The organism is Brumimicrobium sp., from assembly GCA_023957385.1.
In the GTDB taxonomy this organism is placed as follows: Bacteria; Bacteroidota; Bacteroidia; order Flavobacteriales_D; family Crocinitomicaceae; genus Brumimicrobium.
The window spans coordinates 1,401,131-1,417,013 of the sequence record JAMLGZ010000001.1; the positions used below are offsets into that span (position 1 = coordinate 1,401,131).

At 34.3% G+C, this 15,883-nt stretch carries 13 protein-coding genes; 7 read left to right on the top strand and 6 right to left on the bottom strand.

Features of this window, described 5'->3' with window-relative positions; all coding sequences use genetic code 11:
• Positions 1-33 precede the first annotated feature (33 nt).
• Entirely contained in the window at positions 34-1,347 is a 1,314-nt protein-coding gene (rimO, locus tag M9897_06165) for a 30S ribosomal protein S12 methylthiotransferase RimO (protein ID MCO5268460.1), read from the top strand.
• Between the two features lie 5 nt (positions 1,348-1,352).
• Here rimO and M9897_06170 read toward each other — a convergent pair whose 3' ends face one another.
• From M9897_06170 to M9897_06195, 6 genes are all read right to left on the bottom strand, one after another.
• Positions 1,353-2,441 carry a hypothetical protein gene (locus M9897_06170; GenBank protein ID MCO5268461.1) on the bottom strand — a complete coding sequence of 363 codons (1,089 nt, stop codon included), beginning with the start codon at positions 2,439-2,441 and terminating at the stop codon, positions 1,353-1,355.
• A 79-nt stretch (positions 2,442-2,520) separates the two neighbouring features.
• Positions 2,521-3,990: an aminotransferase class V-fold PLP-dependent enzyme gene (locus M9897_06175; protein ID MCO5268462.1), complete on the bottom strand. Its 1,470-nt coding sequence runs from the start codon at positions 3,988-3,990 to the stop codon at positions 2,521-2,523.
• A 32-nt stretch (positions 3,991-4,022) separates the two neighbouring features.
• A complete protein-coding gene (locus M9897_06180) occupies positions 4,023-4,910 on the bottom strand; it encodes a 3-hydroxybutyryl-CoA dehydrogenase (GenBank protein ID MCO5268463.1) in 888 nt (295 codons plus the stop codon).
• Between the two features lie 224 nt (positions 4,911-5,134).
• Entirely contained in the window at positions 5,135-6,295 is a 1,161-nt protein-coding gene (locus tag M9897_06185; GenBank protein ID MCO5268464.1) for a glycosyltransferase, read from the bottom strand.
• A gap of 211 nt (positions 6,296-6,506) precedes the next feature.
• Complete coding sequence (gene efp / locus M9897_06190; GenBank protein ID MCO5268465.1) at positions 6,507-7,070, bottom strand: elongation factor P; 564 nt, start codon at positions 7,068-7,070, stop codon at positions 6,507-6,509.
• Positions 7,071-7,269: 199 nt separating this feature from the next.
• On the bottom strand, positions 7,270-7,905 hold the full coding sequence (locus M9897_06195; GenBank protein ID MCO5268466.1) for a peroxiredoxin: 636 nt from the start codon (positions 7,903-7,905) through the stop codon (positions 7,270-7,272).
• A gap of 107 nt (positions 7,906-8,012) precedes the next feature.
• Between M9897_06195 and M9897_06200 the strand changes: the two genes are divergently transcribed.
• From M9897_06200 to M9897_06225, 6 genes are all read left to right on the top strand, one after another.
• The gene (locus M9897_06200) at positions 8,013-8,936 is read left to right on the top strand and encodes a LysR family transcriptional regulator (protein ID MCO5268467.1); all 924 of its coding nucleotides are present in this window, start codon (positions 8,013-8,015) and stop codon (positions 8,934-8,936) included.
• Between the two features lie 580 nt (positions 8,937-9,516).
• Entirely contained in the window at positions 9,517-10,347 is an 831-nt protein-coding gene (locus tag M9897_06205; GenBank protein MCO5268468.1) for a hypothetical protein, read from the top strand.
• 35 nt (positions 10,348-10,382) lie between these two features.
• Positions 10,383-13,223, top strand: coding sequence for a T9SS type A sorting domain-containing protein (locus M9897_06210; protein ID MCO5268469.1), 2,841 nt, complete (start codon positions 10,383-10,385; stop codon positions 13,221-13,223).
• Positions 13,220-13,945: a hypothetical protein gene (locus tag M9897_06215; GenBank protein MCO5268470.1), complete on the top strand. Its 726-nt coding sequence runs from the start codon at positions 13,220-13,222 to the stop codon at positions 13,943-13,945. The genes M9897_06210 and M9897_06215 overlap by 4 nt, the downstream gene beginning before the upstream one ends.
• 7 nt (positions 13,946-13,952) lie before the next feature.
• Complete coding sequence (locus M9897_06220) at positions 13,953-15,056, top strand: T9SS type A sorting domain-containing protein (GenBank protein ID MCO5268471.1); 1,104 nt, start codon at positions 13,953-13,955, stop codon at positions 15,054-15,056.
• On the top strand, positions 15,053-15,796 hold the full coding sequence (locus tag M9897_06225) for a hypothetical protein (protein ID MCO5268472.1): 744 nt from the start codon (positions 15,053-15,055) through the stop codon (positions 15,794-15,796). Before M9897_06220 ends, M9897_06225 begins: the two co-directional genes overlap by 4 nt.
• Positions 15,797-15,883 lie beyond the last annotated feature (87 nt).

A 15,883-nucleotide genomic window follows, 5' to 3' on the forward strand; every position in this document is an offset into this window, starting at 1 on the left:
AGACAATCCAATGAAACTCTATACCTTTGCACCATGAAAACAAAAACGCTGAAAAAAAATAAGGTAAACGTAGTTACTTTAGGATGTTCTAAGAATGTGTTTGATTCAGAGGTGTTGATGGCACAATTGAAGGCTAATAAATTTGAAGTGGAACACGAAGCGAAACAAGATGATTCAGAAATAGTAATCATCAATACGTGTGGTTTTATCGATAATGCTAAACAAGAATCTATAGATACTATCTTACGCTTTGTAGAAGCAAAAAAAGATGGTCAAGTGGATAAACTCTATGTGATGGGGTGTTTGTCTCAACGTTATAGAGATGATTTAGAAAAAGAAATTCCTGAAGTGGATGCCTTTTTTGGAACGCGTGAATTGCAGCGTATCTTAAAAACCTTAAAAGCTGATTATAAACATGAATTGGTTGGTGAACGTTTGTTAACTACTCCTTCGCATTTTGCTTATTTTAAGATTTCAGAAGGATGTAGCCGTCACTGCTCTTTTTGTGCAATTCCTTTGATGAGAGGAAAACATGAATCTGTTCCAATGGAAGATTTAGTTACTCGCGCAAAAGGATTGGCTGCACAAGGCGTAAAAGAATTAATTTTAATTGCGCAAGACCTTACTTTTTACGGCTTGGATCTATATAAGAAGCGTAATCTTGCTGAATTACTTGAGAAATTAGTAGAGGTTGAAGGAATTGATTGGATACGTTTACACTATGCCTTCCCAACAGGGTTCCCTATGGATGTTTTAGATGTAATTAACAAGCATCCTAAAATTTGCAAATATTTGGACATGCCTTTGCAACATGCTTCTACTAAAATACTAACAGCAATGCGTCGTGGTACTACGCGTGAAAAAACAGATAAATTGGTAGATGAAATAAGAGCAAAAGTTCCTGGAATTGCTATACGCTCTACTTTAATCGTTGGGTATCCGGGCGAAACAGAAGAGGATTTCCAAGAGATGTATGACTGGGTAGCAGAGAAGAAATTTGAACGCTTGGGTGTTTTTACATATTCCCATGAAGAAGATACGCATGCGCATCAATTTGAAGATGATGTTCCTGCTAAAGTTAAACAAGATCGTGCAGATGCCATTATGGAACTACAAGCAGGTATCAGTTACGAATTGAATCAGAGATATGTTGGAAAAGTAATGAATGTGTTGTTTGATAGAGTAGAAAGTGGATATTTTATAGGTAGAACAGAATTTGACTCACCCGAAGTTGATAATGAAGTATTGGTTACTGTGAAAGATAATTATGTGCGTATCGGAGATTTTGCACCTATCCTTATCACTCATGCAGATCACTATGATTTGTATGGAAAAGTAGCAGAGTAACTTAATTACTTTTTTTTCTTTTTATTTCCTAAGTTGGTATAGCTTACACCCTTATATTTTGTAGGCTTTGTCTTCTTTTTAGACTTTTCTTTTTCTTGTGTTGCTGGCGTATTTCCTTGGTCATTAGGAAGAGCAACTTTGTGTTGGTTGCTTCCAGCAGGAGTGTTTACATCAGAAGGATCTTCCCATTTATCTTTTACAGGTATATTTATGACTGTATCATTTTCAGCATCATACGCTTTTAGGTTAAGATTTTTTGATTTTTCATCGTTGATTGCAACGACATCTTCTTCTAATTCCCATTGTGAACCATTCCATTTATATGCGTCGTATGATAAATCAGGAACATAAAATTCTCGAAATTCTTTAAATTTTGGGACTTCGGGAGTAAGATGGTCCATAATAATTTTATTTCGACTTTTGTCATAACGCATAGACATGGTAGCGCGTGCTGAATATTCGAATAAAACACGTTTGGCGCTCGTGTTTTCATTCTTAAAAAGAGGAAAGCCAAGGCTAGGTATTTTTCCTGTAAAATAAAGTACGTCTAAGAATTTGATAGCACTCTTGGCATTATTAGCATCATAACCTAATAAGGTATAATAAGTTTTATTTCCTTTCTTTACATCAACAATATCATAATACAAGGCGCCATACCAATTATTCGGACCAACGGTTTCATACATAAGCATTTTGAGAGGGTCTCCACCTTTTTGCAGTTCTGTAATAGTGATAGTTCCTCTTTTGTTATCCTTTTTTAAAATAAACGCACAATAATTGTTGGTTAAGTCAGCTTGATATTGAATGTTCCAAGAAAAGATACGTACTAATTTGTCTTGAGAATATATTTTCCCAATAGAGGTAAGAGAGGTAAAAGGATAGTAGAAAGCACTATCAATGGCGATAGTTTTTGCAAATTCTGCACGAAAAATTTCATTTGCTTCATCAATTTTAGTATCATCTTTCGTATTTCGTAAATCAGTTAAAAGAGAAGACAATACTTCTTCTTGTTGAGCCAATAGCTGAGAATTACTTTGCGTAAATCCAGGTAAGACCACAAAAAATGAAATGATAAATGCAAACAATACTTTCATACCTATAATAACGTTAAGAAGCCTTGGATGTTACGTGCTTCTCTAGTTTTATTTTCAAATACCGCACCAAAGAGAATCTTTAGTTGAACCATTCTTCAACCAATTGTTTCTCTTTTTGTGTATCATCTTTATGCTTAAACTCGTTGCTGTGAGGATTGTGAATGTAGTCCTTTCCCCATTCGGCATGATGTTCAGATATTTCGTTTAATGCATGTATGATATGATCTACTTCTTCATCAGTTGTGGTTGGGTGTATTGAAATACGAATCCAACCTGGTTTATTGACCAAATTTCCCTGATCAATCTGATTAGTTATTTGATGGGATTTATTTTGTTCCATCTCAAATAAGATATGTCCATACGTACCAGCACAAGAGCAACCTCCACGACTTTGAATTCCAAACTTGTCATTTAATAATTTAACACCTAAGTTATAATGTAAACCGTCTATATTAAAAGACAAAACACCTAGGCGATGCTCGATATTCCCAGCTAATAAATGCAGTCCTTTTACAGCTTTCATTTTTGGTATTAGGGTATGAAGAATTTCTTCTTCTCGGTGGAGTATATTTTCAATACCCATTTCCTCTTTTAGTTTTATGCAAAGTGCAGTTTGAATAGTTTGTAGGAAAGGGGGAGTACCACCATCTTCTCGATCTTCAATATCATCTACATAATGATGCTCTTTCCAAGGATTTGTCCACTTTACCGTACCTCCTCCAGGATTGTCTGGAACGCTGTTGTGATAAAGATTTGCATTAAAAACTACTACTCCAGCCGTTCCTGGTCCACCCAAAAATTTATGCGGTGCAAGGAAAATAGCATCCAAATATTGCAGCGGATTCTCAGGGTGCATATCAATTTTCACATAAGGACCCGAGCAAGCAAAATCTACAAAGCAATATCCACCATTTTGATGCATTAACTCTGCAATTTGATGGTAGGGAGTAGTTATGCCTGTAACGTTTGAACAAGCAGTTACAGAAGCGTATTTTACTTTTCTGTCTTTGTATTTCACCAATAAAGATTTTAGACTTTCTAAATCTACCAAACCTTCGCTTGTTGGTTGTATCCATTCTAAATCACAGATGGTTTCTAGCCAAGAGGTTTGGTTAGAATGATGTTCCATGTGTGTGATAAATACAATGGGTTTATCATTTGACTCAAGTTTTATAAATTTTGACAATTGTTCAGGGGCGCGCAAGCCCAAGATACGTTGGAACTTTGTGATTACTCCAGTCATGCCTGAACCGAATGAAATGATTCGATCATCTGAACAAGCATTCACATGGTCTTTAATGATGTGACGTGCTTTGTGATACGCTAAGGTCATCATGGTGCCTGTAACGGAGGTCTCCGTGTGTGGATTTGCTACAAACGCGCCAAATTGATGACTTAATTTGTCTTCGATAGGTTTATACAATCTACCACTGGCAGTCCAATCTGTATAAACAATACGTTTTTCTTCAGTACCATTATGAAATTTCTGATTGATTCCTATGATGTTGTTTCTAAACGGTTCAAAATATTTTTCTAACTCTGATTTCATACTAATATAACAGCCCTTTAGGGTGATATTTGTTATTTAAAGTTTTTTGCTACAACTAAATCTTTTGTTCCATGAGTCCAATCGTAGAATCCTTCTCCTGATTTAACTCCTTTCTTACCAGCTGTAACCATATTCACTAACAATGGACATGGAGCATATTTTGGGTTTCCTAATCCATCATAGAGTACTTGCATAATAGCAAGGCAAACATCCAATCCAATAAAGTCAGCTAATTGAAGAGGTCCCATCGGATGCGCCATTCCTAATTTCATAACGGTATCGATTTCAGCTACGCCGGCAACACCTTCATGAAGGGTAATGATGGCTTCATTAATCATAGGCATTAATATTCTGTTGGCTACAAATCCAGGATAATCATTGACTTCTACAGGAACTTTATCAAGCGCTTTAGATGTTTCTACGATAACTTTCATTACTTCGTCTGAAGTAGAATAACCGCGGATGATTTCAACTAACTTCATCATAGGAACTGGATTCATAAAGTGCATACCAATTACTTTATCCGGGCGAGAGGTATGTGCTGCTATTTTTGTAATAGAGATAGAAGAAGTATTAGAAGCTAAGATAGCATCAGCTTTTGCAGCTTTATCCATTTGTTCAAATATCTTAAATTTTAATGCTTCATTTTCTGTTGCAGCTTCTACGATTAGGTCAGCATTTTTTACCCCCTCATCAATACTTGTATATGTTGTTAAGCGAGATAAAGTAGCAGTTTTATCAGTTTCTGTGATTTTTTCTTTAGCCACCATTCTATCTAGATTTTTCTCAATAGTAGAAAGACCTCTTTTTAATGCATCCTCAGATACATCAATTAAAGAAACTTGATATCCATATTGTGCAAATACGTGTGCAATTCCATTACCCATTGTTCCGGCACCAATTACTGCTACATCCTTTATCATACTGTAAGATTTTAACGTTAATAATAAAGCCCTAAAGTTAGCTATTATCTGTAATTTGGAAAGAAATTATAAGGAAATATTTATGAAATAATATTCTTTAGAAAGGTACTGGTTTGTGCAGTACAATTTGATATTGAGATAATTAGGGGTGATTTTCTATTCTGAACTATTCCAATCTTTCCCATTGATGTTTTATGAGCGAATTGAATAATCAGTTCTTACTATTTCAATATATCATTATAAATATGATCAAATGCTTCTCCTACTGCTCTGTAGCTGTATTTTTTTAATGCTTCTTGTTTGATTTTAGCATTGTCAAAGCAAGTTTCTTTATTTATAAATAGAAGCATAGCTTCTAATAATTTTTCTTCATCCCTAGGCTCTATTAGTATGCCATTTGATTCATCTATGCATTCAGGAATTCCATTCACATTTGTTGTGATGACAGGTTTTCCAACGGTCAGTGATTCCAAAATAACACATGGCAAATTCTCATAATTGCTAAATAATACGAAGGCTGTACTCTCATTCATGGCTTCTGCAATTTCTGACGTAGTTTTTGTTCCTTCGAAAGTGATTAGGTCTTTAGATAAATTCAACTGATTATATGCCATTTCAATGAATGGCTGTATCTTCCCATCACTAATTATTCTAAAATGAAAGTTAGTGGTAATTTCACTTAACTTTTTAATAGTCCTTAGTATTCCAGAAATGTTTTTATGGGCATCATCTGCTGTCGAAACATGTAGGAAACTAGTTTTTTCAGGAATTTCAATTTGTAAATCTCCAAATATATGCTCATTGACAACATTTGGGACTATTTCCATCGGGACATTGACTCCTAGTTTGGTTAATGATTTTTGCAAATCTTTGCTTACCGGCAATATTCTTTCTGCCTTTTTCATACATGAAATAGCATGCTTTAGTCCTAAATACGGCAGACGGTTACTCCCCATATGATAAGCGGTAGAATTCTCTGTCACAACAAAAGGAATCTTAAATTTCTTCTTTAAATGTACAGCAAATCTACCTATAGGGAAAACCTGATTTAAATGAACAAGCTGAGGAACTCCTTGATTTTTAACCATTTCTTTGTATGCAAGATTAAAAGCTTTCTTTGTTCTATATAATTGAAGAAGTCTCTTCATAATAAAAAAAGGAAAGGTAACTTTTGGATAATAAACGATGTAGGTGTGTACCCCATTTTCTAACTTATTCTCCAATAAATATCCTTTCTCATTATGAGAGAAAACACCGATAACTGAGATTTGATTGACTAATGCTGCAGACTCTGCATGTTTCTGAACAAAATTCCCTAATGTAGGCGCATTTTTATTGGGATACCATGAACATAGGAATAATATTCTCTTGCGATTTGCCATTAGTTTATTTTCGTTTCTTAATATTTCGAACAAAGATAGTATAGAATAAATATCAATTCAATCACAACTTATATTTCTTTTTCTGATAGAGGGGTAGTAGGGTCAAATTCCTTCTTTGCACTTAATGAATCATGAATCAGAGAATCTTTTTTTCATAAAACAAAAAAGCCGTCTAAAAATCAGACGGCTTCCTAAATATCATTTCAATAAATTATTTTACACGTTCAACGTATTCACCTTTACGTGTGTCAACTTTGATTTTCTCTCCTGTTGTAATGAATAAAGGAACACGAATTTCAGCACCTGTATCAATGGTAGCAGGTTTCATAGCGTTGGTAGCTGTATCTCCTTTGATTCCTGGCTCTGTATAAGTTATTTCTGCCTCAATGTAAGTAGGAAGTTCAACTACCAATGGCGTTTCTTCTTCTGCATGGAATGTAATGTCACACATCATTCCTTCTCTCAGATATTCAGGACTATCAATTAACTTGCTAGGAATTAAAACTTGTTCATAGTTTTCAGTATTCATGAAGTGGTAGCCTTCTCCTTCTTCATAAAGATATTGGTATTGTCTTTTTTCAATACGTACTTCTTCAATTTTATGACCTGCTGAAAAAGTATTATCTAATACTCTTCCTGTTTCAATATCTCTCATCTTTGTTCTTACGAAAGCAGGACCTTTTCCTGGTTTTACGTGTAAGAATTCAATAATGGTGTATAATTTTCCATTGTGTCTAATGCACAATCCATTTCTGATATCTGCTGTAGTTGCCATACGATTTTTAATTGAGGTGCGAATATAAGAAAAATTTCAAAAATGATAAAAGAAGGTGGGATTTATTGCTTAAAACTCGAATTTTAAGTGTGATTTTCAATACACAGTATTTCTAATTCAAAAGAAAAAGCCACTCCATTTGGAACGGCTTTTCTTACATTTTAAATCTAAATTATGAAAACGAATAGTATTTCCGAATTTAATGAGCAGTCAAATAATCAGCTACTCCTTTGCTGTCTGCTTTCATAGCATCTTTTCCTTCTTGCCAGTTAGCGGGACAAACTTCGCCATATTGCTGAACATGTGTATAAGCATCAATTAATCTTAAATACTCATCCACATTTCTTCCAAGTGGCATGTGATTGATACTTTCGTGGAAAACGGTACCTTCTTCATCAATTAGGTATGTTGCACGATAAGTTACATTATCACCTTCATAGATGATATCGTCTAAATCTTCATTAAAAACTTCTGAAATATCGAGAATATTCAAGATTTCAGAAAGATTTCTGTTGGAGTCTGCAATCAAGTTGTATTTAACTCCTTCAATTCCTCCTTTGTTTTTTGGTGTGTTTAACCAAGCAAAATGTACCTCAGGTGTGTCACAAGAAGCACCGATAACAATAGTGTTTCTCTTTTCAAATTCTGCTAATTTTGCTTGAAATGCGTGTAGTTCAGTAGGACATACATAAGTAAAGTCCTTTGGATACCAGAATAACACAACTTTTTTCTTGTTTTTTTTGGCCTCCTCTAACACGTTTAATTTAAAAGTTGTTCCCATATTGTTTGTTGCATCTACTGCGATATTTGGGAATTTTCTACCAACGATTGACATATTGTTTTATTTAATAGTTATTATTTTCCTTTTAGTTAAACAAATCTACTACTTATGTGCTTATTGTTTTTATCAATTATTTTTATATTTACATAAATTTAATTTATATGATTTCTCCGATTCAAATTGAATATATTTTGGCCTTGTTGAAACACCAAAATTTTCAACGCGCTGCAGATGCTTGCCACGTTACGCAACCTACACTTTCTATGCAGTTGAAAAAAGCAGAAGATGATGTAGGATATAAGATCATAGATCGAGATAGCCAACCTATCAAATTAACCAAAGCAGGAGAAATGCTTCTTCCTTTTCTATTGGATATCAATGAGAGTTATAGAGATATGGATGTACAAATTCAGAAATTGAAAGGAGTATATAAGTCAGAAATTCGTATAGGTATTATTCCAACAATTGCAAATTACTTGGTTCCTGAATTGTATTCCAAATGGCAGTCTAAATTAGGTGATGTGCATCTTGATATTACGGAGTTAACAACCGCTAATTTATTAGATGCTATTCGGGAAAAGGCAATTGATTTTGGTATTATGGCTGGTCCATTAAACGATCCTTCTTTAGATCAACAAATCCTTTATAATGAAGATATTTTGGTATATGCTCCAGGAATTCAAGGAAGCACTATTAGTTTGTCCCAACTGGAAAATAAACATCCTTGGTTGTTAAGCCCAGGAAATTGCCTGCGTACACAGATGATTAATTTTTGTCAGTTAAAGGAGAAGCAAACAATTAGTTGGAATTATGAGGGCGGAAATTTGACATTATTAGTCAATATGGTAGAGCAGGAGGGAGGATATACTTTAATTCCTTCCAATTATGTCCCACTTTTGAATATCGATAAAAAACATCTTAAACGAGTAGAAATACATGAACCTTTTCGTCAGATAATAGGTGTATTTATGAAACGTAATACCAAACGAGATGAGTTTACTAAAATCATACGCAGTATTCAACACAATAAAAATTTAGATTATCAGCCTAATAAGAATTCGGAGTTGTTGCCTTGGATAAGTTAGAAAATGATGGGGAATTCTCTGCTTTTACTTATGTAATAGAATATCCAATGTATAGTTATTCTAAACACAACCCGTTGTGCATTTATAAAAAGTTAAAAAACCAAATAATTGTTCATGTACTTAAGTGTAAAGTTTTAAAAAATGAAAAATAATTTACAAATAGACCCCAATCTTGCGTCACACACAGTCTGACAATTAAAACTCTAAATAACAATTAAGGCAAAATGAATAGATTCCGTTCGCTTTGCTTCGGAATGACATTTAAGCCTTAAATAAAAAAGGAGAGGGGGGCGGCGAAGCCGACCTCCCTCTCCCTCTAACTACGTTGACGCTTGTCATTCCGAAGCGAACGGAATCTGACGTTTCTTTTTAGCCCTATAATGACAATGAAACCTGTCGACCGAGTGATTTTTCGAAGAAAAATAACCTGCACTGAATGTCCAAAGACTATCGAACGCTGACATCATAATCTGCATCTTATTCTAAATGCACAACAGATTTATTCAATCATTTTTTTCTATTTTATTTGGTATTTCATTAAAAATAAAATACTTTAGTTCTGTACATAAATTTAAACACTATGAAAAAGAATTACACTCTACTTCAGGGCATAAGCTATAATTTATGCTCTAAACTCTCAAAATCCTTGTCACTTTTAATAATACTTTTGTGTTTGCATGGAAGTTTAAAAGCCCAAATAGGAATCCCTTCAATACCTATCAAAACAACAACGTGTCCAAACACTTCATGGAAATCCATCAAATACTCGGATATACCAATTGTATATTTAGATGAATCTCAATGTAAGGGGAGAGTAGGGATAGGAACGCAACAGCCAAAAGCCAAGCTAGATATAAAAGGATACCCTACATTATCTGAAAATTTTGCTTTAAATATTAGCAGATTACATAATAATAATGAGAATTCTTTACTTTCTGTCGATTATTCAGGAAAATTTATGCTCAATTCCTATACGCAGGGAGGTTTGCCTATATTAACTGTATTTCCTAATGGAACGCTAGAGTTAAAAAATCAAGCTGGAAATTCCATACTAAAAGTAAATAGCCAAAATAGCACAACATATACCCGAGAAGTGATCGTGGATTTAGCCTCTTGGCCGGACTATGTGTTTCATTCGGATTATAAACTTCCATCTCTGAATAAAGTAGAAGAGTATATACAACTAAATAAGCGCCTTCCTGGATTTCCCAGTGCAGTAAATATTGAAACTAATGGACTCCCTTTAGGAGAAATGAATAAATTATTAACTGAAAAAGTAGAGGAATTAACCCTTTATATCATTGCGCAGCAAAAAGAAATGAATGTTCTCAAAGAGGAACAGGATAACCTAAAAGAGTTGCTAGAAACATTACGGAATGAAATAAGCGAATTAAGTAAAAAGAACAACTAAAGAATCTTCTTTATAACATAAAAGAATTAAAAGTGATGAAAAACTTGCAACACTATACAGTAACTTTCTTTTTGCTTAGCTTTGTCTATATGGTATTCCCTCAAAACACTCCGGTAAACGTGTTTGATTGCGAGGCTTATGCTTTACAACCAAGTCAACAAGAGTTGGATAACAATTCATATATTTATGGTTCGTGTATAGAACTTGGTGGAGACCACACCAGCGCTATGACTGCTAATCAAAATAAAACCATGAAAGCATATCAGCGTATTCATTTAAAATCGGGTACTCACCTGAAGAGTATAGAAAACGGAGGAAAAAACCATCTACTAATACAAGAAGATTTTGGAAATGGATCTGTAGATGTTCAACCTGGAGAAATTGGACAACTCACAGGCGTTTCGGTGATGAATTACCCCGATTTGAATCATGTTTTGCGTTATAAAAAATTGGAATTTGGTATCGGGAATTTACAAAACCAAGCGTTTGAATTATGGAATGATGTACGTAAGTTTATAAAAAATACGACTGACCCTACTGCTCCTTATGACCCAACTGCGCTCAACCCATTTTTAGCATGGGATATTCAGGTTCAAGCTATTTTCAACTGTCTGGATGTACCTTGGTATGAAATAGTAGAAGGTTATTTTACAAGGGATTATGTGGAGAATGAAAGTGAAAATGCTTGGAATGAAATCAAAGGAAATGATGGAGTGATGTCTGCGTTTCCGTTTAGAGTTCGTTTTGCACCTCCACAAAATGGAAAATGGTATGGCAAGATTCAAATAAAGGTTAAAGGTGTGCTAAAATACGAGAGTCCCTTGTTCTATTTTTATGTAGTGGAAAGTGGCGACCCCGGTTATGTACATATTCACGAAAACAGAAGAAATTTAAAACTAGGTTCACGTATGATTTTTCCTGTAGGGCAAAATTTTCCTGCACCTAGTGATGAAAATTGCAATGAAAGACATTGGGAGATTATTCCCCATACAGAAGATTGTGCTACATTAGAAGAATGGGATGAATATTTACAAAAAGTAGAAACATATTTTGCCTATGGCAACCAGTATGGTGATCCGGCAAAACCCAAGTATTTTAGGATGGTATCTTGTCCTTGGTCTAATTCTATTGAGTTTGAGAAAAAAGGAAATTACTACAAACGCTTGCACTATGCTTATGAAATTGATAAATTGTTGGATCTTTGTGAGGATTATAACGGTCTGATGATATATAACCTCATGATGCAAGACCATTTTATGTACCGCAATTTTTGGTGGCAATGGTCATGGGAACATAAAAATGAGGATGGTACCCATATTGATTATGCAGGACCTAACAGTAACTACCCATTTTATTGTTACAACGATGACCCATGGGTGAATGGTGGAAGTAAAACGCCCGACAAGATGTTTACAAATACGACGGATTTGCTCTACCACAAGCAGCGTACGCGCTACCTGATTGCACGCTATGGCTACTCTACCAAAATAGCCGAATGGGAACTGTTGAGTGAACCGTGGCATTTAAACAGCCATCTAAACGATGAAGACAATATTCCATATAATTTTCCAAATGCATATCCCGAAGTTAGGGATGCCATATATAACTATCAAAAGGTGATGATAAGCTATATCAAAGATTCTTTAAATTGGAACAGGCAATTGATTGGAATAAACATAAAGCCACCTGAAGCAGAAAAAACAGGAAATCATCTTGACTCAAGTATTTACATTCAAAATGTTGATGTGATTGGGTTTAATCCGTACTATGTTGTTCCTAATGCTCTATTGAAATCAGAAAGCAATAATATGTATCTGACTGATGTTGGCTCAGTAAGGATTTTAAGAGCCTTTAAGAATTTACCTGGAGTTCCTGTCATCATCTCCGAAGGAGGTATAGACAACGTATACAGCCCTTGCTCCAACTACAACCTCCGCCCAGTGGATGAAATGACACTCGGCTTTACAGGTATTGCAGGTTTCTTATTTTGGGATGGCAGAGGAAAAAATGCCGATAGCATCAACAATCTGTACCTAAGTTTATGGAAAAAAACCTTCCGTGCCCTCAACCACATGAACGGCGATGATGTGATTGGAACGCTGAGCCAAGGGTGGGGACAGTGGAATCATTACAGCTCAAGTATAGTCCCAAAGAGTAAAAAATATGAAATAGAATTACAAAGTTATATCTCAAATAACAAAACAAAGGCAGTTGGCTATATTAAAAATAATACATATAATATTAAAACGAGAGGAGGAGAGAGCGATCCTTGTAAAAATGTGCCTTTGGAAAAAAAACATAAAGATCCCTACTCTAAACAATGGAATATGCCACTATTTAATAAGAGGTTGCGAATTGAAGACTTAGACTCAAAAACAGATTATAAAATTGAATGGTATTCAACTTTTGGTAGTTATCCAAATGGATATATTAAATCGGATTGTCAAAAAACCAATAAGAAAAAAGGAAAATGGGGAATTACATTAGAACATCCAAAATTAACAGTAAGCTACGCTGGAAATAATGATTTACCTGTTGTTTGGTTTGTAATACATAAAGGAAGTTGCTCCAATAGTATGAATATTCCAGATAGTAATAGCGAAGAGTTATTAACAAATAAAAATATTACTAAAAATGCAATCTCTTCATCTAAAGAATCCTTAGTTAAAGTATATCCTAACCCATTTGACAATAAAATTACAATAGAATCATCTGTAGAAGATTTGGTAAACTTAGAGTCCTTGGAAGGAAAAGTATTAGATTCATGGAAAATACCAAGTAATAGTTATGAAATCCATATCTCTAATCTCCAAAAAGGTATCTATATTTTACGATTTATAAATCAGAATATCATCTTTAAACTCATTAAGCTATGAGAAAATATCAATTACTATTTTTAATACTAACCTCTTGTGTGAGTGTCTTTTCCCAAGAATCTCTAAGATTGAATATCCAACTTTCTGAAATGCCATATTATCGGCTTCATAAGATAGATGGAAATATATCTGCACGTTGGTACAACTTTATCACTACAGGAATTGGGTTGGAAATGAATACCCAGTCAAATCGAATGACATGTTCTATATTATACGGTCTTAATTCTAATTTGAGTCCACGTCAATATGGTACTTTCTCCTTTCAGAGTCACCTTATGGGATTATCTTACAAATTCTATCTTAAAAAAGAAAATAGTTTATTTGTTGGGATAAGTTTATTTACAGAAGTAGCTACTAACTATAAAGACAATACGATGTGGAATTCTTTTAACCCTAGACCCCCCTTAACTTTACTCAAGCCATACAGTGGTCATAATGCACCTTTAAAATACTATCGTGAAAGCAATTTCTACCAATCCACACCCTTTATAGGTTTTGTACAAGCAGGGTATAATTTTAAAGTTACTCAAGCTTTTCATATTAGCCTTTCAGCAAGTTATGGTTTTCAGATTATGAAATATAAATATCTGAAATGGGATGAAGGAGAAGATTATCAAGAAGCATTGCGTTTAGCCCCCGTTCAGACGCAACTTTTTCATGCCATTGGGTTGGAATTAGGGTTGTTGTATTCCATTCCTATGAAATCAAAAAAAGAAAAATAAATTCCGTATGCTTATTTTTAATTTGCATATAACACCAAACAAAGTAAACATCATCTCCGAAGGTGGCATAGACAACGTATACAGCCCTTGCTCCAACTACAACCTCCGTCCAGTGGATGAAATGACACTCGGCTTTACAGGTATTGCAGGTTTCTTATTTTGGGATGGTAGAGGAAAAAATGCCGATAGCATCAACAATCTGTACCTAAGTTTATGGAAAAAAACCTTCCGTGCCCTCAACCACATGAACGGCGATGATGTAATTGGAACGCTGAGCCAAGGAGGTGGATATTGGGAGCACAAGGAACAAAAGCGATATTTAAAAAAGAAATTTTACAAAGACAATTTCAATGTATCAGATGCTGTAGCTAAAGCTGCTGATGCTCCTATTGAAATGCAGGCATTGGTTTCAAATAATAAAGAGATGGTGGTTGGTTACGTAAGAAATAGGACGTATAATACTTATACTATGCGTATAAATGATTCTTCAATATGTTTTACCGACAAAGGAGAGTTTCCGTATGATACCAAAATCAATTTAAGATGGGATTATAAGTATGCTAAAGAAGATAATAAAGATATTAGAGCCACTAATAGAATAAAAGTAGAGGGCCTTCCCAATTCAAAAAAGTATATGATTGATTTTTATACTTTAGATGGGTATATTAGTAGCACTGTTAAAAAGACCTCTTCCGGTAAACTTAGAATAGAGTTTCCAGAATTATACTTCATAGAGAACTGGCAAAAAAGACCAGTGATATGGTTTGTAGCTAAAAGATTAAATTCAAGTAATAAATCAGCATTAAATAATACGGAGAATGAGTTAGAAACCTTGTTTATGCAACAACGCAAATCGTTAGAATTAGACACGGCTATTATTGAACAAGAAGATAATCCCATCTCTATCTATCCCAACCCCTTTGAAAATGCACTTACTATTATTAGTCCAAAAGATGACGTAGTGCATATTCAAACAACCATGGGGAATACGTTGAAGAAATATAATATTCGAGCAGGAGAAAATAAAATTGAGTTAGTAGGACTAGCACATGGTATTTATTTTCTATCTTTTGAGAATCAAGGAATTAATTTTAAAATTATAAAGCTATGAAAAGGGTGTTAATATTATTTATTTTTATTTTTTTGTGCAACAATCTAAAAGCACAGGTTGAGGTACGTCCTATGGTAGGGGTTTCAGAGCAATTTTCAATGTATAATATAATAACTACATTGATCACGGATAAGATAGAAGAGCCAATACCTAGGCTTCAAACTTTTAAAAAAGTGGGAGTATTAATTTCTACAAAAAAAGTAAATCACCTTATTTCAGGAATCTATGGTTTTGAACTTATACCAGGAGATTGGAAATACTTGAGCCATTTATTAGGCATTAGCTATGGAACTCGATTCCAAAAAGATAAGAAATTTGGGTTTATTCTCTCTATTAATGGTTATAGTCAAATACACAATAACTATCATTTAACTTTTATGCGAAATGAGTATGATGGGTCTTTTATAATTAAACCCCAATCCTACAAACTAAATTTAGGCTCACACGGTGGACCTTATATTACCCATTATTATTCTCATTTCTACATAAGCACTCCTTTTGTAGGAGGTGTACTTGCAGGGGTAGATTACAAAGTGTTTGATGGTTTTCACATCAATCTTTCAGTAGGATTTGGAATGAGAATAATGAAAACGAAATATGCAGAGTGGAATGAGGGGGATGATTACTATAAAAAACTCGAAACAACTCCTGAAAAAACTCATTATTTAAGTACGATGGATTTTGAGTTAGGCGTTAGTTATGCAATACCTATGAAATCTGGAGGGGGATCCAAGGAATAGTTTTTATGAGTACTGGCTCAACCCATATAACACCAAATAAAGTAAACATCATCTCCGAAGGTGGTATAGATGAGGAATACAGCCCAC

Excerpts from the sequence above, each read along its gene's own strand:
- rimO (MCO5268460.1), top strand. The coding sequence starts at position 34 with ATGAAAACAAAAACGCTGAAAAAAAATAAGGTAAACGTAGTTACTTTA.
- M9897_06200 (MCO5268467.1), top strand. The coding sequence starts at position 8,013 with ATGATTTCTCCGATTCAAATTGAATATATTTTGGCCTTGTTGAAACAC.
- M9897_06220 (MCO5268471.1), top strand. The coding sequence starts at position 13,953 with ATGCTTATTTTTAATTTGCATATAACACCAAACAAAGTAAACATCATC.
- efp (MCO5268465.1), bottom strand. The coding sequence starts at position 7,070 with ATGGCAACTACAGCAGATATCAGAAATGGATTGTGCATTAGACACAAT.
- M9897_06185 (MCO5268464.1), bottom strand. The coding sequence starts at position 6,295 with ATGGCAAATCGCAAGAGAATATTATTCCTATGTTCATGGTATCCCAAT.
- M9897_06175 (MCO5268462.1), bottom strand. The coding sequence starts at position 3,990 with ATGAAATCAGAGTTAGAAAAATATTTTGAACCGTTTAGAAACAACATC.
- M9897_06195 (MCO5268466.1), bottom strand. The coding sequence starts at position 7,905 with ATGTCAATCGTTGGTAGAAAATTCCCAAATATCGCAGTAGATGCAACA.
- M9897_06210 (MCO5268469.1), top strand. The coding sequence starts at position 10,383 with ATGAAAAACTTGCAACACTATACAGTAACTTTCTTTTTGCTTAGCTTT.
- M9897_06170 (MCO5268461.1), bottom strand. The coding sequence starts at position 2,441 with ATGAAAGTATTGTTTGCATTTATCATTTCATTTTTTGTGGTCTTACCT.
- M9897_06225 (MCO5268472.1), top strand. The coding sequence starts at position 15,053 with ATGAAAAGGGTGTTAATATTATTTATTTTTATTTTTTTGTGCAACAAT.
- M9897_06205 (MCO5268468.1), top strand. The coding sequence starts at position 9,517 with ATGAAAAAGAATTACACTCTACTTCAGGGCATAAGCTATAATTTATGC.
- M9897_06215 (MCO5268470.1), top strand. The coding sequence starts at position 13,220 with ATGAGAAAATATCAATTACTATTTTTAATACTAACCTCTTGTGTGAGT.